Below are 19,422 nucleotides of genomic sequence, written 5' to 3'. Positions count from 1 at the left end.
GGTGCCCGCCGTGCGGCGTCCGGGCCGTCCTCCGCGCGGTTCACCGTTGCGGGTGATGGCGGTCCGGACCACCGGGCCGGGATCCTGGTAGCCCGCCGTCCACCAGGGAGTTCGCCATGGCAGATCCGCACTCGGACCGGAGCGTCGGCCGCCGCCGGCTGCTGGGGCTGGCACTGGCCGCGGGCGCCGGTCCCGCCCTCGCCGCCGGGACGGCCTCGGCCGCCCCCGCTCCCTCCCCCGCTCCCGCTCCCGTCCGCGCCACCGGCCGCCGCTCCGGCGGTCCCGCCGCCTGGGGCCTCGCGGCCGCCGAGGTGGCGGCCGAGCAGCTCGGAGTGCCGTACGCGTGGGGTGGCGGCGACCGGCTCGGCCCGGGCCTCGGTTTCTGCGACGAGGAGAACGGCTACCTGGACGGCCAGTGCCTCGGCGAGAGCACGGTCGGCTTCGACTGCAGCGGGCTCTCGCTCTACTGCTGGTACCGGGCGAGCGGCGGCGCGGTGGAGCTCGCCCACTACACCGTCGCGCAGTACCACCGGTCCGCGCCGGTGGACCGCGCCGCCCTCCTCCCGGGCGACCTGCTGTTCTTCTCCCGCCCGGACGCCCCGCTGCACCACGTCGGCGTCTACGTCGGCGACGGCGCGATGATCCACGCCCAGCACACCGGCACGCTCGTCGCCCGCCTCCCGGACGTGTTCGACGACCCGCACTGGGGCGGCGAGTTCGCCGGCGCCCGCCGGCCCCAGCCGCTCGCCTGAGCGCTCCGGCCCGCCCGCGCCGACCGCTCCCCGCGCGGCCTCGTCTCCCGTGGCCCGGGGCGTGCCCGGCTCAGGGCGTGCCCGGCTCAGGGCGTGCCCGGCAGCCCCTGGTGAACGCGGCTCAGCAGCCCGTGGAGGGTGCGGCGCTCCTCGGCGTCGAGCGGCGCGAGGATCGCGTCCTGGACGGCGCGGGCCTCGGCATCGAGCTCGGCCAGGGCGGTCCGGCCGTCCGCGGTGATGCTGACCAGGACGCGCCGGCGGTCGGCGGTGTCACGGGTCCGCTCGACGTACCCCGCGGCGGCCAGCTGGTCGGCGACCTTGGCCATGTCGCTGGCGTCCACGCCGAGCCGGCGCACCAGGTCGCGCTGCGCGTGCGGCCCGAAGTCGGCCAGTGCGGCGAGCACCGCCATGTCCCAGAGCCGCAGTCCGCGCCGCGCCAACCGGTCGGCCAGCCGGCCGCGGGCGGTCTTGCCCGTCCGCGAGAGCAGGTAGGTGGTCAGGTCCAGCAGGGTCGGCGGGGTGGACCGCTCACCGGGCCCGGCCGTCGCACGCCCGGCCGCCGTGGACCCGACGCTCGCGGCACCCGCACCGCTCTCTGCGCTCTCGGAAGTCATGGCAGAAGTCTAAGGTGCAGTCCTATAGTGGGTGGAGACCCACTAATTATTCCGTGCGCCGTGCGCCGCCCGACCCCAGGAGCCCGTCGTGGACGCCCTGTACAACCGCCTGCTCGTCTCCCGCTTCGCCGAGTGCTTCGAGTTCTACCGCGCGATCCTGCCGCCGCTGACCGGCGCCACCCTGGTCAAGGGCTCGCCCGAGGGTCCGTACGCCAACTGGGACGTCGCCGACCAGGCCCTGCTGGCGCTGTACGACCGGGCGCTGATGGCCGTCACCCTGGGCACCGCCGGACTCCCCGCCGAGCCGCCGGCCGTCCAGGACACCGCCATGCTGGTGTTCCGGGTGGACAACGTGGACGAGGCCCTCTCGCTCTGCCTGCGCAACGGCGGCTCCCTCGCCGCCGTCGCCACCGACCGCCCCGAGTGGGGGCCGAACCTGCGCAGCGCCCACCTCCGCGACCCCGAAGGCCGCCTGATCGAGCTCCAGTCCTACTGACCGGCCGTCCGCCGGCTCTCCGGGCGTGCGCGAGGCCCGCTCGGGGAGCCGGCCGGAACCACGCCTTCCCGCTACTCCGCCAGGAGCAGCCGGCGGTCGGCCGGCCGGTTCGCCGCGCCGTCCGCGTGGGCGGGGGCGTCGACCCGGGAGTCGGTGGAGCAGCCGTGCCCCAGCAGCGGGCCACGTCCGTCGGCACCGGGGACGTGGCCGACCACCGCCGCGCAGTAGCGGGTGTCCGGGACGGGCAGCGGCCGCAGCGCGGCGGGTGAGGCCGGGGCGGACGACGCCGGGGCGGCGACGGCCGCACCGCTCAGGGCGAGGCAGACCGCCGCCGCGGGGGCGGCGAGCCACCGGGAGAGCCGGACGGGAGTGGAACGCACGAGGGGAACCTCCAATCGGGGGGCGCGGCGGTCGTGGGCGGACCGCCGCGCCCATTCGAACGGCGGGCGCACCGGCCCGGCGGGCCGACACACCGCACACCCCGCTAGTCGTACGTGTACGACTTGGCGCCCCCCGGCGCCTGCCCGCCGGCCGTCGGCCCCCCTCACGCCCCCTCACGCCCGACCGTCGGTCCCCCCCTCGCGCCCGGCCGCCGGCCTCCGCACACACGGCGGCCGGTGCCGCCGCTCACACCCGGCCCGGCAACGCCCCTCACGCCCGGGCGTCCGCCGCCTCCCACAGCTCGGTGCCGCACGCCGCCACCAGGGCGCCGATCCGGGCCAGCGCCTCCTCGGCCGGCAGCGGATCGAGCCGGCGTCCGTCCCGCAGCCGCAGCGCCACCCGCTCGTCCACCGCCTCCCTGGGGCCGATCACCGCCTGGTACGGCACCAGCCGGGCCTCCCTGATCCGGGCCCCCAGGCTGCCGCGCTCCGGCCCGGCCACCTCGGCCCGCAGCCCGAGGTCGAGGCAGCGCCGCCGGAGCCGCTCGGCCTGCGGCACCTCCTCCTCGGAGACCGGCAGCAGGACGAGCTGGGTGGGCGCGAGCCAGGCCGGGAAGGCGCCGCCGTACAGCTCGATCAGGTGGGCGACCACCCGCTCGACACTGCCGATGACGCTGCGGTGGACCATCACCGGCCGGTGCTTGGCGCCGTCCGCGCCGATGTAGTGCAGACCGAACCGCTCCGGCTGGTGGAAGTCGATCTGCACGGTGGACAGGGTGGACTCGCGCCCGGCGGCGTCGGCGATCTGGACGTCGATCTTCGGCCCGTAGAACGCGGCCTCGCCCTCCGCCGCCTCGAACGGCACCCCGGAGCGCTCCAGCACCTCGGTCAGCAGTCCGGTGGCCCGCTCCCAGAGCAGCGGGTCCGCCACGTACTTGCCGCCCTCGCCGGGCAGCGAGAGCCGGTAGCGGACCGGACGGACGCCGAGCGCCCGGTGCGCCTCGCGGATCAGCTCCAGCGCGGCCACCGCCTCGTCGGCGGCCTGCTCGGGGGTGCAGAAGACGTGCGCGTCGTTCAGCTGGATCGCCCGCACCCGGGTGAGCCCGCCCAGCACCCCGGACAGTTCGGACCGGTACATGCCGCCCAACTCGGCCATCCGCAGCGGGAGTTCCCGGTAGCTACGGGCGCGCGAGCGGTAGATCAGGGCGTGGTGCGGACAGAGGCTGGGCCGCAGCACGACCTGCTCGGAGCCGAGGTCCATCGGCGGGAACATGTCGTCGCGGTAGTGCGACCAGTGGCCGGAGATCTCGTACAGCTCGCGTTTGCCGAGCACCGGCGAGTACACGTGCCGGTAGCCGGCCCGGCGCTCGCGACCGCGGATGAACTCCTCCAGGGCGTGCCGGACGGCGGCGCCGTCGGGCAGCCAGTACGGCAGGCCGGCGCCCATCAGCGGGTCGGTGTCGAACAGGTCGAGCTCGCGGCCGAGGCGGCGGTGGTCGTTCACGGCGGTTCTCCACTCAGGATCTGCGGGCGAGTGGTCCACCGGTACGACGAAGCCCCGGGGCACTCGCCCCGGGGCTTCGGACTTGGTCAGCAGTCAGCGCGCCGGGACTCTCTCCGGCGTCGTCGTCTGGACGGCTGCGGCGCGCTTCATGCCGCCCACCGTAGCAGGGCGGCGGCGCGCGCGGCGATCACTTTTCCCCGCGGCCGGCCCTCAGTACAGGACCTCGCAACCGCGCCCGGAGAGCGCGTCGAGCAGCCGGGCTGAGGGGGTCGCCTCGTTCCAGCGCAGGTCGAGCTTCTCCAACGCCGGCAGCGCGGCCGGCTCGGCCAGCCACTCGGGGAGGGTGGCGATCCGGTTGCCGCGCAGGTCCAGGCGGCGCAGCAGCGGCAGTCCGGCGAGCTGCGGCGGGACTTCGGCGAGGGCGTTCTCCCGGAGCTCCAGCTCGCGCAGTTCGGCGAGCTCCGCCACGGACGGCGGCAGCGCCGTCAACCGGTTCCCGCGCAACCAGAGTTCGCGCAGCCCGCCGAGTCGGCCGAGCGAGTCCGGCAGCGCGGTGAGCCGGTTGTGCTGCGCCCGGAGTTCGACCAGGGCGGCCATCTCGCCGAGGGTTTCCGGGAGTTCGGTGAGGTGGTTCTCGCCGACGTTGAGGTAGCGCAGCGCGGTGAGCCGGCCGAGCGTCTCCGGCAGCCGGGTGAGCGCGTTGTCGTGCAGGTAGAGGAATCCGGCGAGCCCGGTGAGCTCGCCGAGCTCCTCCGGCACGGCGGTGAGCGCGTTGTGCCCGAGGTCGAGGGTCCGCAACCGCTGCAAACCCCCGATCCCGGGCGGCAGTTCGCTCAGGCCGGTCTCCGCGAGGATCAGCACCGTCAGCTCGGTGCGCTCCCAGACGCCTTCGGGCACGGTGCCGAGCGGCTGCCGCCAGAGGTTGAGGATGGTGTCCGTCACGCGGGCCATTCTCCCGCGTCGTCCCCGGCCGTCGGGGCCGGTCCGTTGCCGGGGCCGCCGGGGCGCGACGCCCGTGCCGCGGCCCGCCGCCGGAGTGGCGGGCGTTCCGTGCCCCGCCGGCACCGGCACGGCCCGGACAACGGCACGGCCCGGGCAGCGACACGACCCCGGCAGCGGCACGACCCCACACCGGCACGGCCGGGCGGCGGCGAGGTGGTCAGAACGCCGTGTCCCCCGCGGCGCCCGGGCGGGCCAGTCACGCTGAGTGAGGTGCGCTGCGGATGGCACCCCTTCGGGTGGCGTTCCGGCGCCACCGCGGCCCGCGACGAGCGGACCACGTCCCGTGTCCCCTCCGGCCCCCGGCACGCGGCGCAGCCGTCGACGCCGCGCGGGTCGGCTCGCCCTGACACGGCCGGGGCCTCCGTGCGACGGTGGATACGGGACCGCGGCCCCCGGGCACGCGCGCCGGTGCCGCGTGAGGGTCCCAGCCGACCGGGGTGATCAGCTCCTGGAGGATGCGTCATGCGGGCGAGGGACAGGGCACCGGGCAGGCCTCGGGGCGAGCACGCGGCGCGGTCCCGCGGCGCGGCGGAGGGCCGACCGCCGGGCCGGCGGGCCCCCGAGCACGAGGCCGGGCGCACCCGGCGGGCGACCGCGTGGGGCAGGGCGAAGTACGCGGGGTCGTGGGCCGAGTACCTGCGGCACCGGCTGGACGCGTTCGACCTCATCACCCACGCCATGCAGCTGGCCGCCACGCTGCTCCTGTGCGCGATCCCGTTCGTCCTCATCACCTCCGCCCTCGCCGGGCGGTCGGCGGTGTCGGCGCTGACGCTGCGGCTGGGACTGAGCCACGAGGCCGCCGCCGACGTCGGTGACCTGTTCGCCTCCTCCGTGGTCACGTCCGGGGCGGTCACCGGCATGTCGTGGGTCTTCTTCCTCCTGGGCGGTCTCGCCACCGCCGGCTCGCTCCAGAGGCTGTACCAGCAGATGTTCGAGCTGCGTCCGCTGGGGCCGCGGGACCGGCTGCGGTCGCTGCTCTGGCTGGCCCTGGTCGTGGGCTGGGCCGCCCTGGGCACCGCCGTGGGGAAGTGGCTCTCCGCGGGCGCACCGGTCCTGTGGTGGCTCCTCAACGTCCCGGCGTTCATCGGCTTCTGGTGGTTCACGATGTGGTTCCTGCTGGGCGGGCGGATCGCCTGGCGCCGGCTGGTGCCGTGCGCGGTCGCCACCGGTCTGTACTGGACCGGGATGCTGGTCGTCTTCCACTCCATGTTCTCCGGCATGATCACCGGCTACGACAGGGAGTACGGGCCGATCGGGGTCGTGTTCGCCCTCATGGCGCTCTTCATCGCGATCGGAGTGGTGATCATCCTGGGCGCGGCCACGGGCATGATGTGGCACGACCGCGGCATGTCCGTCCGGGCCGCGCTCACCCGGCTGAGGCGGGCGTCATGATGCCCGGCGGCGGCACGGCGCCCGAGGATCCGCCCCCGGGCCCGGCGGAAGGCCGGCCCTCGGCCCGCAGGGTCATCTGGACCGTGATCCGGGTGGCCGGCACGGTCATCGCGCTGGTCGCCCTGTACTACGTGCTGCCCCTGGACCACTCGTCCACGCAGGTCACCGTCTCGATGCTCCTCGTCGGGCTCGCGGGATTCGTCGCCCTGGTGGCCGTCCAGGTCCGCTCGATCATCCGCTCCCGGCACCCCGGGCTGCGGGCCGCCGAGGCGCTGGCCACCAGCGTCCCGTTCTTCCTGCTGCTGTTCGCCTCCACCTACGTCGGGCTGGCGGCACTGTCGCGGAACAGCTTCGGCGGGCCGCTGTCCCACACCGACGGGCTGTACTTCACCGTCACCGTGTTCTCCACCGTCGGGTTCGGCGACATCACCGCCAAGAGCGACACGGCCCGGCTGGTGGTCACCGTCCAGATGCTCGCCGACCTGGTGGTCCTCGGCCTGGCCGTCAAGCTCATCGTGGGGGCGGTCCACCGCGGCCGGCAGCGCAGGGCCGACCGGAGCGGCACCCGGGACGGAGGCGAAGGACGATGACGGCGACCGGGCCGAGCGGGACGGAACCGCCGGCACCCCGGCGGCACGGGGCACCCGGGCGGCACGGGGGCCGCCGGCCCACCGGTGCCCCGGTGACGTTCGTCGACCACGTGCTCCCGGACGGCGTCGTGGTCCGCTGGGAGTCGCGGCGCCACCGCAAGCACCAGCAGCCCGCCGGCGACTCGACCTGGTGGGCTCCCGCCGCCCGCGGCTGGTGGATCGCGGTGCTGTTCGCCGTCGGGTCGCTGCTGTTCGCCGTCGGGTCGGTGCCCGGCTACACCGAGGCGGTCGGCGCACGGTGGGACACCGTCACCTACTTCGTCGGGTCGCTGTTCTTCACCGCGGCGTCGTTCCTCTGCTACCGCGAGGCGGTCGACGCCGCCCCACCGGCGGACAACCCCGCGCACCGGCGGTTCCTCGTCCGCCAGCCACGGCGGATCGACTGGTGGGCCACCGCGATCCAGCTGGTCGGCACCCTGTACTTCAACGTCAGCACGGCCGTCGCCATGGCCGGCCACCTGTCCGCGGCCACCGCCCACCAGCACGTCTGGCGACCCGACGCGATCGGCTCGGTCTGCTTCCTCGTCTCCAGCCTCCTCGCCTGGTACGAGACCTGTCACGGCTGGGCGGCCTGGCGGCCGACGGCCTGGTCGTGGTGGATCACGCTGGCCAACCTGGTCGGCTCCGTCGCCTTCGGCGTCTCCGCCGTGGCGGGGTACGTCAACCCGGTCACCGGCCAGGTCCGCAACGCCACGGAAGCCGACACGACGACCCTGATCGGCGCGGTCTGCTTCCTCGTCGGCGCCGTCCTGCTGCTGCCCGAACGCACCGAGGAGGCGCGCGACCACACCGCCGTGCCGACGGGCGGCGCCCTTCCTCCCCCGTAGGCGGCGGACCCCCTAGGCGGCGGACCCGTAGGCGGCGGACCCCTGGGCGGCGGACGCGCCCCGCCCGGCGCGGCCGTTCCCGGGATGGCGCACGCCCGGGTGCCGAGCCCCCGATCAGGGCCGTATCGTCCGATTCGGGTCCATCGCCCGATTCGGATCCACCATCCGATTCGGCCCCCGAACCGATACGTGAGGTGACCGGTGGCTCTGCACAACGCCCAGGAACCGGCGGCCGACGCGGCCGTCGACATCTTCGCCTCGCCGTTGAGCGAGCACCCGCTGCCCAAGCGGGCCATACCCGACTTCCCCGTCCCCCCGGCCGTGGTGTTCCAACTGCTGCGCAACGAGCTCCTGCTGGACGGCAACGCCGCGCAGAACCTCGCCACCTTCTGCACGACCTGGGCGGACGACGAGGTCCGCCGCCTGATGGACCTGTGCCTCGACAAGAACATCGTCGACAAGGACGAGTACCCGCAGACCGCGGAGATCGAGTCCCGCTGCGTGAACATCCTCGCCGACCTCTGGCACGCCCCGGCCGGCTCCGGCGACGCCAACGCGGTCGGCTGCTCCACCACCGGCTCCAGCGAGGCGGCCATGCTCTGCGGCCTCGCCCTGAAGTGGCGCTGGCGGGACCGGCGCCGCGCCGCCGGCAAGCCGACCGACCGGCCGAACCTGGTGTGCGGGCCGGTACAGGTCTGCTGGGAGAAGTTCGCCCGCTACTTCGACGTCGAGCTGCGCCAGGTGCCGGTGGAACCCGGGGCGACCGGGCTGCAACCGCACCAGCTGCGCGAGTACGTCGACGAGAACACCATCGGCGTCGTCGCGATCCTCGGCGTCACCTACACCTGCACCTACGAACCGGTCGCGGAGATCGCCGCGGAGCTCGACCGGATGCAGGTGGAGTCCGGCCTCGACGTCCCGCTGCACGTCGACGCCGCCTCCGGCGGATTCATCGCGCCGTTCCTCCACCGCGACCTGGTCTGGGACTTCCGGCTGCCGCGGGTCGCCTCGATCAACGCCTCGGGCCACAAGTACGGCATGGCTCCGCTCGGCGTCGGGTGGGCGCTGTGGCGCGACCAGGACGCGCTGCCCGAGGACCTGGTCTTCCACGTCTCCTACCTCGGCGGCGACATGCCGACCCTCGCCCTGAACTTCTCCCGCCCCGGCGGCCAGGTCGTCACCCAGTACTTCATGTTCCTGCGCCTGGGCCGCGAGGGGTACCGCCGGGTCTACCAGGCCTGCGCCGACACCGCCCAGCACCTCGCCCGGCAGATCGCCGACATGGGCCCCTTCACCCTGCTCTACGACGGCGCGGGCGCCCTGCCCGCCGTCTCGTACACCCTCACCGACCCCGCCTCGGTCGGCTGGAGCCTGTACGACCTCTCCGACCAGCTCCGCATGCGCGGCTGGCAGGTGCCCTCCTACCCGTTGCCGCCCGACCGCGAGGAGACCGTCATCCAGCGCGTCCTGGTCCGCCACGGGGTCGACCGGGACGAGATCGAGCTCCTCGCCGACGACATGCGCCGGGTGATCAAGCACCTCGACGAAGGCCGCCCGCGCGACGCGGACCGCGTCGGCTTCCACCACTGACCCGCCCGGGCCCCCGGCCCCCGGGCACCGCCCGCGACCCGGGGCCGGGGGCTGGGGGCTGGGGGCTGGGGTGGCGGCTCACCGGGCCGTGGGGCTTCACTGCAGGATGTTGATCGCGCGGGCGATCACCAGGGTGGCCACGATGAGGGAGGCCGCGGCCTCCACCATCATCAGCAGCTTGGCCCACCTCTTGATCGCGGAGACGTCGGTGGGACTGACCGCGGTCGCCGTCCAGAAGGCCAGCGCCAGGTAGTCGGTGAACTCCGGCACCCAGCCGGCGGGTGCGTAGGCCGTGGGCTGCATCTCGGGGAACACGAACGCCGGGTTCGCGAAGGGCCGGTGGGCGCGGGCGGCGGCGCCGCCGCGGTCCAGGTCCCAGTACCAGAGCGCGAAGGCGATCACGTTCGTCGCCCACGTCACTCCCCCGGTCGCCAGCAGGCCGGTGGCGTTGTCGGCGAACACCTTGTCGTTCGTCAGGATGTCCGCCACCAGGCGGACCCCCGCGTACAGGTTCGCGGCGGTGAGGAAGGCGATCAACGCCTCGGTGACCACCCTCAGCCAGGTCTTCCGACGGTCGATCCGCCCCGGGTCACCCATGATCAGCGCCGCCAGCAGCGTCATCAGGACCACCGGAACCACCCAGACCGGGTCCAGCCGGTAGGCCGCGGGAAGCGCCACGTGGAGCAGCGCGGCGGTCGCGATCGCCACCGCCACCGGCCACCAGTGCTCGCCGCGCACGGCGGCCCGATCGGGTGTCGCCGGCGGCGGACCGGCCGGGCCGGGGCTTGGTCCCATTTCCGCATTGTGACCTCCCCGACCCGGGCACGCCGGGTGACCCGCTCGGCCGGACACGCCGCGTGTCGCGGCGCCGGCCGGTCGGCGGCCCGCGAGGCCGCGCGGCGTCGTTTCCGTCCGGTCCCGCTGGGCAGCCGCGAGGCGGAGCCGTCCTACCCGGTCTCGCACGAGCCGCCGCTCGTCGACGCCCGCGGGGTCACCGCCGCTCCGGCCACCGCGACGACGGAGGGACGGAGGTCCTGCTGCGACCGACCGCCCCGGCCGCCCGACCGGCGGCCCCGCACCGCGAAGGGGTACCACCATGACGGAGCACGACGGCGAGCGCCTGCTCGCCCACTACCTCAACGACCACCTGGCGGGCTCGTACGGGGGTGCCGCCCTCGCGCGCCGGATCGCCCGGGAGCACGCCGACGGCCCGGCCGCGCCCGACCTGTGGCGGCTGGCCCGGGAGATCGCCGAGGACCGCGACGAGCTCGTCGACCTGATGCGCTCCTTCGGCGCACGGCCGCGGTGGCACCGGATGCTGCTGGGTGCCGCCGCCGAGAAGGCCGGCCGGCTGAAGCTCAACGGACGGCTGGTCCGCCGGTCGCCGCTGAGCGACCTGCTGGAGGTGGAGGCCATGCGCTCGGGCGTCCAGGGCAAACTCGCGCTCTGGCGGGCACTGCGCGCCGCGACCTCCGACGACCTGCTCGACTCGCGGCTGCGGCGCCTGGAGGCCCGGGCCGAGCGCCAGGCGGACATCCTCGACGCCCGTCAGGCCGAAGCCGCCCAGGTCGTGGGGCCGGTGCCGCCCCAGGAGCGGACGCCGTCGGGAAGCGCGCGGTCCTCGGTGCGCCCGGGGCCCGTCAGGCGCCGTGGGCCAGCCGGCGGCCCCGCTCCAGGAAGGCCGTGATGCCGCTGACGCCGCCGAGCTCGCGGATCGTCCGGGCGGCACCGAACGGCGCGTTCCAGAACTCGCCCTGCCGCGGGGTGTGCGGGCCGACGTAGGCGTACGGCTCCTGCCGGAACGCGTCACCGGGCGAGACGCCGTAGTTCACCCCGTCCGCGGTCACTCCGATGTCGAAGTGCTCGGGCCAGATCACCGGATCCACGTCCGGGAACAGTCCGCGCAGCGCGGCGTCGCCGAGCGCGAAGCAGTGTGCGAGCCAGCCGGCGGCGGACGGGTCCGCCTCGACCGGGTGGTCGCCGGCGGCGCCCGAGCCGTCCCGGTACAGCCCGGCGGGAGCGCCGACCGTGATCCCGAGTGCCGCGCCGAGCGCCGCGCAGGTCGTCCGTTCGAGGGACAGCACCTGCCCGGGCGCCACCAGCTCCGCGCCGACCACCCGCAACCGCGGCTCGACGGAGGTGGCGAAGCCGCCCGCGCAGGCGCGCAGCCGGATCGTGCCGCTGTCCCGGTACTGCGGCCCGGCCAGGATCAGCTCGGCCACCGCGTGCAGGGCCCGGCGGGTGCGTACGACCGTCTCGGTGTCCATGGGGGCATGCGTCTCGGTGTCCATGGGGGCATGCTCCCAGAACGGGCGCCCACCCGCGGCCTCCGCGGGAGCACGGCGGCACGAGCCGCACCCGACCGACACCCCGGCCGGGGGTGACCCCGACGACCGCCGGGTTGCCCCCCGAGCACCTGACGGCTCACCGGCTCTCGGCGGAAGCGCTCAGCGCGCGACGCTCCTGCAGCCACCGCTCGCTGAGGTGCGCCCACACACCCTGGTACTCGTCGAAGAACGGCCGGAGCCGGTCGTGCGTGAGCTCACCGGCCGGTGTTGAGGCGATCAGGTACTCGAGGTCATCGGCGAGGCGCTGGAACCGGTACTGGGTCTCCTCCATCAGAACCCAGCGCGATCGCCAGTTGAAGAACGACTCAACGGCCCCCAGCAGGGTGACCAGTGCGACGAGGGCGAAGCCCAGGCCGGCCCAGAAGTCCAGGTCCTGCAGGCCGAGAATGATCGTCGAGGCGGCGGACAGCGAGAGTGTCAGCACCTTCAACGCCGACGAGGCGCGGCGGAAACGCTTCTTCCTCGTTCGGGCGTACCCGTTGCCCTCCCGGATCTTCTCCAGGAGGTGCCCAGCGGTGTCCGCCGGGGCCAGCCCGACGCCCACGAGCCCGCCAGATCCCATGTCTCCCCCGCTTCCTCCGCCGCTCGCGGCACACCTGCGACTCCCCACCGTAGGCTCTCACACCGCACGTCCGTGGACGGACCGTCGGCTTCCTGCCGTCCGGCGGTCCCGGGCGGACCGGCCCGCGTGCGGACGGCTCCGCACCCTCGGCCTCGGCCCTGATCCGGCCGACCCGCGAACCCCTCCCGGGTCACCGGCGGCCACCGGCGGGCCGCACGGCCGCTCCGCGCTCCGCAGGGCCCGCAGGCGGAACGGGGCGGCCGCCCGGCCTCGGTCGGCGCCCGCCGCGGCATGACCCTAGGCTGAGGACATGGGCGAGTTCGACGCGTTCACGGATCTGCTGGACCAGCCGGTCTACGTGGTGACCGCTCCCGGTCCACCGCCGGCGGGGTGCCTGGTCGGGTTCGCGGGGCAGTGCTCCATCCACCCTCCGCGGTTCGTGGTGTGGATCTCCAAGGCGAACCACACGTACGACGCCGCCCTGGCGGCCGACGCGCTGGGCGTCCACCTGCTGCCGCACGGGCAGGGGCTGGCCGAACTGTTCGGCGGGCGGAGCGGCGACGACACCGACAAGTTCGCCCGCGTGGAGTGGTACCACGGGCCCTACGGCGTGCCGGTCCTCGCGGACGCGCCGGCCTGGTTCGTGGGCCGCGTCATCGACTGCGCGGACTGGGGCGACCACACCGGCCTGCTGCTGGCGCCGGTGGCCGTCAGTGCCCCGCCCACCGGCGCGTCGGTGCTGTCCTACCGGGACGTCTCCGACATCGAGGCAGGCCACCCCGCCTGATTCCCGCCCGGGCCGGGTACACCCGCACGGCGCCGCCCCCGCGCCCTTTCACGTTCCCCCGCTTTCGGTCAAGAACTCCCAGGCGCAGGCTTATTGCTTATATGATGCAGCTGCATTCCATAAGCAAAAAGGGGGAGCTGGGGCCGATGACGGGATCACCGGGGGCGCCGGGCATCGAGTCGTCCCGCGACGACTCCGTCGCCGGCCACGGCGCGCGTCGTACCACCGCCGTCGACGTGCGCCGGGTGGACCGGACCGCGCTGCTCGGCCGGGCCGCCGACGTCCGCGACGTGTACGCGCAGGCCTTCGGCCGACCGCCGTGGAACGAACCCGCCCACCTGGCCGACGAGTTCCTGGACCGACTGGGCCGGGACGCCGACCGACCGGGGTTCACCGCGGCCGCCGCCCGCCGCGCCGACGGTCGTCTCGTCGGATTCGCCACCGCCTGGACCACGCCGGAGCCCTTCCCCTCCGAAGGCTCCTACCGCCACGCCACCGAGGGCCTCGGCGAGCGCGGCACCCGCGACCTGCTGGGCGGTGCCCTGAAGATCGACGAACTGGCGGTCCACCCCGACCACGCCGGCCAGGGCCTGGGAACGGCCCTGCTGAACGCGGTGAGCGCGGCAGCGCCCCGCGGCCGGCTCTGGCTGTTCACCACGGCCGCCGCCGGCGGGCCGCTCGACTTCTACCTGCGGCACGGCTGGCGCCCGGTCACCCGCCCGGCACCGCACCCCGACGGCGTGGTCGTCCTGCTCGGCCCCCGCCACCCCGGAGCCCCGGCGGCCGCCCTCCCCGAGGCGGCACGCGCAGCCCCGCGCTAGCGTCCACTGCCTCATCGTCAAGGGTGGTGTCGTCCACAAGAACGAGCTCGACTGACCCGCCCGCCGCCGGCGCCCCCGGCGGCGGCGCGGCGGCGTCAGGAAGCGCCGCGGGCCGTTCAGGAGTGGCGGAGGGCTTCGGTGAGGCGGTGTCCCGCCTCGACGACGACCTGGGAGACGTGCGCGCCGGGGTGGCGCGAGAGGCGTTCGACCGGACCGGAGACGGAGACCGCGGCCACCACCCGGTTGGACGGGCCGCGGACGGGCGCGGACACGGAGACCACCCCCGGCTCGCGTTCACCGACGGACTGCGCCCAGCCGCGGCGCCGTACGCCGCTCAGGGCGGTGGCGGTGAAACGGGCGCCCTGGAGACCGCGGTGGAGGCGCTCGGGCTCCTCCCAGGCGAGCAGGATCTGGGCGGCGGAGCCGGCCTTCATGGGGAGGGTGACGCCGACGGGGACGGTGTCGCGAAGTCCGGAGAGCCGCTCGGCGGCGGCCACGCAGATGCGGACCTCGCCCTGGCGGCGGTAGAGCTGCGCGCTCTCCCCGGTGACGTCCCGCAGGTGGGTGAGGACCGAACCGGCGGCGGCCAGCAGCCGGTCCTCGCCGGCGGCCGCCGAGAGCTCGGCGAGCCGGGGGCCGAGCACGAACCGGCCCTGCAGGTCCCGGCTGACCAGGCGGTGGTGTTCCAGCGCGACCGCGAGCCGGTGGGCGGTGGGCCGCGCCAAGCCGGTGGCGGCGACGAGTCCGGCCAGGGTGGTCGGCCCGGCCTCCAGGGTGCCGAGGATCGAGGTGGCCTTGTCGAGCACGCCGACGCCGCTCGTGATGTCCATGGATGGGTACTCCAGTCTCGAAATCCCGTGAGCGGCGGGGGGGTCCGCCCAGGGGGGGCTCCCGCGCGGGGAGCGGGGGCGGTCAGCGAGGACGGGCCGGAGAAGTCGGCCGATTGCCTGCGCCGGGCACGAGACGGGTACGCGGAAGGGCCGGGGCGGGAAGCGCCCGGGCGAAGGACAGCACAGAGAGCACCGTGTCTCCTCATCTTTCCCGCGCCACGTTGGCGACAGGCCGGAGTTGGCACTGATCCCGGGCGGCACGGCGCGTACTTCGCACGCCGGGTCGACCGGGGAGTTGCCGGGGCTTCGTAGGGCCGGTCCCTCCACCCCTCTGGATGATTCGCGAGGAACCATACAAGATTCCCCGGCCGCCCCGCCAAACCTCCCCGCCTTCACGCCCGGGTGCTTCGTGCCCTCCGTGCCGGCGCACCGCCCGTCGGCTCCACCGGGCCGTGGCTGCCGTGCTGCCGGGCAGCTCCGGGAGGAGGAGGCCACTCCGCCTCCGATATGCCGACAGGCCAGGGTCCCTGACGCCTCGACAGGGCGGTGATCAGCCCACTCGGCCCGGGGGCCGGCGTCCGGTAGATTCTGCGGGCAGCTGATCGGCACACGAAGCGGCCGCGTGCCGCGCATTCGACACGGGGGCAATGAGTGCGGAACGGACACGTGCGGGACCGTCACCGGGAGGCCGTGCTGGAGTGCTGGCGGGCGATCGAGCTGTTCAGCCCTCCGGGCATCCCCTCGCTGCCGCGCCGGCGCCGTGCCGCGCGCTCCGGGCCCGCGGACGAGTACGTCGTGGACCTGGACCCACAACCGGGCCAGGAGCGCCTGCCGTTGCCGTGGCATCCGGACCACCCGGCGACGGCGAAGCGCCGGGCTCCCTACGGCAAGATGTGGCGCCACGAGGTGTACGGCGGCGTCTTCGACCTGGAGCTGCTGCGCCAGGCGATGATCACGGTGCTGCCCGAGGGGACCGACCCCGACCCCGGGGTGCCGCAGGCGGAGCTGGTGCTGTCGGGGCAGAGCGCCATGTTCGCCCTGGTCCTGGACGATGAGGGCCGGCCGGTGGAGGACACGTCGGTGATCTCCGCGTGCGGGTGGGCAACCGGTCGGCTCTTCGATCCCGGGCCGTCCGTGCCGGGGTGGCTGGACGGCTTCGAGGACCTGAACGACGCGTTCGGCAACGCGATCGACAAGCTGACCGCCGTCCGCATCCCCTACTCCCCCGGCTCGGGACCGGTGCCCGGGCAGCCGTCCCACCCGCAAGCTGCGGCGGATCCCGCGTCCGCGTCCCGGGCCTCCGCCTGGCGGCAGCTGCTGGCCGAGATCCTGGGCGGCGCGGCCGTGGGCGCGGTGGGGGCGCTGTTCGGCGAGGTCGCCGGCGCCGCATGGCAGGGCGCCGCGGAACCGCTCGTACGGCGCGCCGCCGACTGGGCCGCTGCCCGCCGTCCCGCCGCGGAGCACGCAGAGGACCCGGATGAGCCGGACGGCCCGGAGGACGGCCGCCCGGCCGGCTCCGGGCACGCCGCCGCGCCTGCGACCCCGGACGCGGGTCCGCCCGACGGGGCGGACGATGCGGGTCCGCGGGCAGTGGGTCTCGCCGACCTGGTCGCGCTGACCGCACAGATCGCGGACCTGTGCGGGGTCGAGGCGCACCTGAGGCCGCGGGTGATCCGCGTGCGCAGCCGGCTGGTCCACCGTCCGCGTGACCCGCGGGCGAAGGCCACCGTCGCCGCGCCGTTCCTGAACAGCCTTCTTCCACCCGACCTGGCCCGGGTGCGGGCGGCGGCCGGCGAAGGGCTCGGGCCGGCGCTGGACGCCTACCTGACCGAGCGGGACTCGGTCGACGTGGGGGCACGCACCGACGTGCGGCAGGCGCGCGAGGCCGTCCTGGCCGGGGTGGCCCCGGCTCTGGTGCCGGCCGGCCGGTGGCCCTCACCCGCGCGCTTCCCGCTCGCGCTGAGCCAGCAGTTCGCGGTGGACCGCATGCTCGCCGACCGCACCGGCACCGAGGGCGGGATGTTCTCGGTGAACGGTCCGCCGGGCACGGGCAAGACCACGATGCTGCGCGACCTGGTGGCCGCCCTGGTGGTCGAACGGGCGGCCGTCATGGCCTCCTTCGACCGGCCGGGGCAGGCGTTCACCGGCCGCGCGTGGCAGGGCCTCGACCGGCAGGGCAGGCACCGGCGCTACGTCGTCCGGCTGGACCCGCGGCTGACCGGGTTCGAGATCGTGGTCACCTCCTCCAACAACGGCGCGGTGGAGAACATCACCGCCGAACTGCCGGGCCTGGACGCACTCGGCGAGCACTGGCAGGGCGGCCCGGACCACTTCTCCGATCTCGCCTCCGCCCTGCTCGGCGGGGCGCCGGCCTGGGGCCTGGTGGCGGCCGTACTCGGCAACAAGGCCAACCGCCGGGAGTTCAGCGAGCGGTTCTGGTGGGGCCGCCTGCCGGAGCGGGAGACCGACGCCCGCACCGCCGCCGGGCTGCCGCCGCTGCGCGGCATGAAGTCGATCCTCGGCGACTGGGTGCCACCGAACCCGCCGGGGCCCCGCGGACGCCGCCCGGCCGCTGGTGCCGGCACCGTCCCGGCCGCCGCTCCCGCCCGGCCCGTGCCGTCGTGGCGCGAGGCCGTCGCCGCGTTCCGCACCGCCGAGGCCGAGGTGGAGCGCCTGCGCGCGCAACGCACCCGCCTGGCCGCCGCGCTGGAGGCCGTCGAGTCCCCGCAGGCCGCCCTGCGGATCACCGATCTGGAGGCCGCGATCGAGCGGGCCGACGCACGGGTGGGCGCGTCCGCGGCCCGCCTCGATGCGGCCGACGCTGCCGTCGCCGCCGCCCGTGCTGCCACCGCGACGGCCGAGGCCGGCCACCGGGCGGCCGGCGAGCGGGTTCCCGCGGCCCGTCAGGAGCTGGCGACCGCCCGCGCACGACTGTCCGGTGCGCGCGAACGGGCCGCGCACCACCGCGAGTACGTGGACGCACTGACCGCCCGCTACGACGCGCCCCCGGCCGTCGAACGCGGTGTGCGCGGCGGGCTGCGCCGGCTGCTGCAGAGCACCGCCGACCGGCAGGCCGCCGAGCAGCACCGCGAACGCACCCAGGCCGAGATCATGCACCTGCTCGTCCAGCAACGCCGCGCCCTCGACGACGCCGTGGAGCAGGTCGCCACCGCCGTCCACTCCGAGGCCCTGGCCACCGACCGCCACGCCGACGCCGGCAGCGCGGTCGCCGACGCCGCCGACGCACTCGCCATCGCCCGGACCCGCGAACAGGCCGCCCTCGCCCGGCAGAACGCGGCCGCCGCCGACCTCTCGGGCGCCCGCACCGCCGCCGCGGCGGCCCGGCGCGACCTCGACACCGCCATCGCCGACCTCGACGCCCGCCACCGCCGGCTGCGGGAGGCCGCGACTACGCTGCCCTCGCTGCCGCTCGGCTGGCTCCACGTCGACGAGCGCGACCAGGAACTCGGCTCGCCCTGGTCCGACGAGGCCTGGGCGACCGCCCGCAGTGACCTCTTCCTGCGCGCCCTCGACCTGCACCGCGCCCTCGTCGCCGGAGCCGCCAAGAAGGTCCACGGAAACCTCCAGGTCCTCATGGAGCTGATGACGAACACCAACGGGCCGATCCCCGACGAGGAGGTCGAGCGCGCCTGGCAGACCCTCTTCCTCCTGGTCCCGGTCGTCTCCACCACCTTCTCCTCCATCGGCAGCATGTTCGCCCGCCTCGGCCGGGGCAGCATCGGCTGGGTCCTCGTCGACGAAGCCGGCCAGGCCACCCCGCAGGCCGCCGTCGGCGCCCTGTGGCGCGCCCGCCGCGCCGTGCTCGTCGGCGACCCCCTCCAGCTCGAACCCGTCGTCACCATGCCCACCGCGCTGCAACGCCGGCTGCTGCGCGCCTACGGCGTCGACGAACAGTGGCTGCCCTCGGCCACCTCCGCCCAGGCCGTCGCCGACCGCACCAACCGCTACGGCACCTACCTGCCCGCCCCCGACGGGGACGACGAACAGGTCTGGGTCGGCTCGCCCCTGCGCGTCCACCGCCGCTGCGAAGAACCGATGTTCACCATCAGCAACGAGGTCGCCTACGGCGGCCTCATGGTCTACGGCACCCCGGGCAAACCCTTCCCCGACGACGAGCGCGACGGCCTGCTGCCGAGCCGCTGGCTCAACACCGACGACCCCACCCGGCCACCCGACGCCCCCTGGGGCGAGCGCGACCGCCGCGCCTTCGAGTTCGTCCTCGACCGGCTCGACCAGCACGGCGTCGACCTCACCCGGCTGCGGATCATCACCCCCTTCCGCGCCCTGGTCGCCGAGTGCCAGAAGATCTGCGGCAACCGCCCCGGCTGGACCTTCGAGGTCCTCGACGAACGCTGCGCCACCGTCCACCGGGCCCAGGGCAAGGAGGCCGACGTCGTCATCCTCGTCCTCGGCGGTGCCCGGCCCGGCGCCCGCGACTGGGCCGCCCGCACCCCGCACCTGCTCAACGTCGCCGCCAGTCGTGCCAAACGCCGCCTGTACGTCGTCGGTGAACGCAGCCTGTGGGCGCCGCTCCCCCACTTCGACGTCCTCGCCGCCGCCGTGGAGGAGTTCGACCACCTCCGCGACCGCGAAGCCTGGCGCCCGGGCGGCGGACCGTCGGCTGCCGAGGAGGCCTGAAGCGGGCCGGGCACGCACGTCGGCGAGCCCGCCGGCGACGGTCAGTCGCCGGCGGCCGTCCGGTCCATCGGCGCGAGGCCGGGGGTGGCCGGCAAATCGACCGGCAAATGCAGAGAACCCCCACCCGGGATCCGGGTGGGGGTTCTCTGTGAATGATTGTTCGGCGGCGTCCTACTCTCCCACAGGGTCCCCCCTGCAGTACCATCGG

Annotated in this window: 18 protein-coding genes and 1 riboswitch; of the genes, 10 read left to right on the top strand and 8 right to left on the bottom strand. The window is 75.1% G+C overall.

Annotation, left to right across the window (positions count from 1 at the left end; all coding sequences use genetic code 11):
* The first annotated feature begins 116 nt into the window (after nt 1–116).
* Complete coding sequence (locus ACFVHB_RS27340) at nt 117–752, top strand: C40 family peptidase (protein ID WP_380327514.1); 636 nt, start codon at nt 117–119, stop codon at nt 750–752.
* An 86-nt stretch (nt 753–838) separates the two neighbouring features.
* On the opposite strand, the gene ACFVHB_RS27335 is transcribed toward ACFVHB_RS27340, so the two are convergent.
* Nucleotides 839–1,366, bottom strand: a complete 528-nt coding sequence (locus ACFVHB_RS27335) for a MarR family winged helix-turn-helix transcriptional regulator (protein ID WP_380327512.1) — start codon at nt 1,364–1,366, stop codon at nt 839–841.
* 88 nt (nt 1,367–1,454) lie between these two features.
* Here ACFVHB_RS27335 and ACFVHB_RS27330 point away from each other — a divergent pair, with 88 nt between their 5' ends.
* Complete coding sequence (locus ACFVHB_RS27330; protein ID WP_380327510.1) at nt 1,455–1,862, top strand: VOC family protein; 408 nt, start codon at nt 1,455–1,457, stop codon at nt 1,860–1,862.
* 71 nt (nt 1,863–1,933) lie between these two features.
* Here ACFVHB_RS27330 and ACFVHB_RS27325 read toward each other — a convergent pair whose 3' ends face one another.
* From ACFVHB_RS27325 to ACFVHB_RS27315, 3 genes are all read right to left on the bottom strand, one after another.
* Nucleotides 1,934–2,242, bottom strand: coding sequence for a hypothetical protein (locus ACFVHB_RS27325; protein WP_380327508.1), 309 nt, complete (start codon nt 2,240–2,242; stop codon nt 1,934–1,936).
* A 271-nt stretch (nt 2,243–2,513) separates the two neighbouring features.
* Nucleotides 2,514–3,746, bottom strand: coding sequence for a threonine--tRNA ligase (gene thrS / locus ACFVHB_RS27320; RefSeq protein ID WP_380327506.1), 1,233 nt, complete (start codon nt 3,744–3,746; stop codon nt 2,514–2,516).
* A 210-nt stretch (nt 3,747–3,956) separates the two neighbouring features.
* Nucleotides 3,957–4,697 carry a leucine-rich repeat domain-containing protein gene (locus ACFVHB_RS27315; protein ID WP_380327504.1) on the bottom strand — a complete coding sequence of 247 codons (741 nt, stop codon included), beginning with the start codon at nt 4,695–4,697 and terminating at the stop codon, nt 3,957–3,959.
* 513 nt (nt 4,698–5,210) lie between these two features.
* Between ACFVHB_RS27315 and ACFVHB_RS27310 the strand changes: the two genes are divergently transcribed.
* From ACFVHB_RS27310 to ACFVHB_RS27295, 4 genes are all read left to right on the top strand, one after another.
* Nucleotides 5,211–6,140 carry a hypothetical protein gene (locus ACFVHB_RS27310; RefSeq protein WP_380327502.1) on the top strand — a complete coding sequence of 310 codons (930 nt, stop codon included), beginning with the start codon at nt 5,211–5,213 and terminating at the stop codon, nt 6,138–6,140.
* A gap of 92 nt (nt 6,141–6,232) precedes the next feature.
* Nucleotides 6,233–6,730, top strand: coding sequence for a potassium channel family protein (locus ACFVHB_RS27305; protein ID WP_380327500.1), 498 nt, complete (start codon nt 6,233–6,235; stop codon nt 6,728–6,730).
* A 92-nt stretch (nt 6,731–6,822) separates the two neighbouring features.
* Nucleotides 6,823–7,617 carry a hypothetical protein gene (locus tag ACFVHB_RS27300; RefSeq protein WP_380327498.1) on the top strand — a complete coding sequence of 265 codons (795 nt, stop codon included), beginning with the start codon at nt 6,823–6,825 and terminating at the stop codon, nt 7,615–7,617.
* A gap of 201 nt (nt 7,618–7,818) precedes the next feature.
* Nucleotides 7,819–9,207 (top strand): glutamate decarboxylase, encoded by a 1,389-nt coding sequence (locus ACFVHB_RS27295; RefSeq protein WP_380327496.1) that lies wholly within the window; start codon nt 7,819–7,821, stop codon nt 9,205–9,207.
* A gap of 96 nt (nt 9,208–9,303) precedes the next feature.
* Here the strand turns inward: ACFVHB_RS27295 and ACFVHB_RS27290 are convergent, their stop codons facing one another.
* Nucleotides 9,304–10,002, bottom strand: coding sequence for a hypothetical protein (locus ACFVHB_RS27290; protein WP_380327494.1), 699 nt, complete (start codon nt 10,000–10,002; stop codon nt 9,304–9,306).
* 301 nt (nt 10,003–10,303) lie between these two features.
* Between ACFVHB_RS27290 and ACFVHB_RS27285 the strand changes: the two genes are divergently transcribed.
* A complete protein-coding gene (locus ACFVHB_RS27285) occupies nt 10,304–10,894 on the top strand; it encodes a hypothetical protein (protein WP_380327492.1) in 591 nt (196 codons plus the stop codon).
* Here the strand turns inward: ACFVHB_RS27285 and ACFVHB_RS27280 are convergent.
* Nucleotides 10,848–11,498 carry a hypothetical protein gene (locus ACFVHB_RS27280; protein ID WP_380327490.1) on the bottom strand — a complete coding sequence of 217 codons (651 nt, stop codon included), beginning with the start codon at nt 11,496–11,498 and terminating at the stop codon, nt 10,848–10,850. The two genes, ACFVHB_RS27285 and ACFVHB_RS27280, sit on opposite strands and share 47 nt — an antisense overlap.
* Nucleotides 11,499–11,631: 133 nt before the next feature.
* Complete coding sequence (locus ACFVHB_RS27275) at nt 11,632–12,117, bottom strand: DUF4231 domain-containing protein (protein ID WP_380327488.1); 486 nt, start codon at nt 12,115–12,117, stop codon at nt 11,632–11,634.
* Between the two features lie 310 nt (nt 12,118–12,427).
* Here ACFVHB_RS27275 and ACFVHB_RS27270 point away from each other — a divergent pair, with 310 nt between their 5' ends.
* Both ACFVHB_RS27270 and ACFVHB_RS27265 read left to right on the top strand, forming a co-directional pair.
* On the top strand, nt 12,428–12,904 hold the full coding sequence (locus tag ACFVHB_RS27270; RefSeq protein WP_380327486.1) for a flavin reductase family protein: 477 nt from the start codon (nt 12,428–12,430) through the stop codon (nt 12,902–12,904).
* A gap of 146 nt (nt 12,905–13,050) precedes the next feature.
* A complete protein-coding gene (locus ACFVHB_RS27265; RefSeq protein ID WP_380327484.1) occupies nt 13,051–13,725 on the top strand; it encodes a GNAT family N-acetyltransferase in 675 nt (224 codons plus the stop codon).
* 116 nt (nt 13,726–13,841) lie between these two features.
* Here ACFVHB_RS27265 and ACFVHB_RS27260 read toward each other — a convergent pair whose 3' ends face one another.
* Nucleotides 13,842–14,555: an IclR family transcriptional regulator gene (locus ACFVHB_RS27260; RefSeq protein WP_380327482.1), complete on the bottom strand. Its 714-nt coding sequence runs from the start codon at nt 14,553–14,555 to the stop codon at nt 13,842–13,844.
* A 199-nt stretch (nt 14,556–14,754) separates the two neighbouring features.
* Nucleotides 14,755–14,897: riboswitch (SAM riboswitch) on the bottom strand.
* 324 nt (nt 14,898–15,221) lie between these two features.
* Between ACFVHB_RS27260 and ACFVHB_RS27255 the strand changes: the two genes are divergently transcribed.
* On the top strand, nt 15,222–19,214 hold the full coding sequence (locus tag ACFVHB_RS27255; RefSeq protein ID WP_380327480.1) for an AAA domain-containing protein: 3,993 nt from the start codon (nt 15,222–15,224) through the stop codon (nt 19,212–19,214).
* Nucleotides 19,215–19,422 lie beyond the last annotated feature (208 nt).

Source organism: Kitasatospora sp. NPDC127111 (genome assembly GCF_042677465.1).
Lineage (GTDB): Bacteria > Actinomycetota > Actinomycetes > Streptomycetales > Streptomycetaceae > Kitasatospora.
Note: the sequence above shows the minus strand (reverse complement) of the source record. Positions and strands in the feature narration are given on the sequence as shown.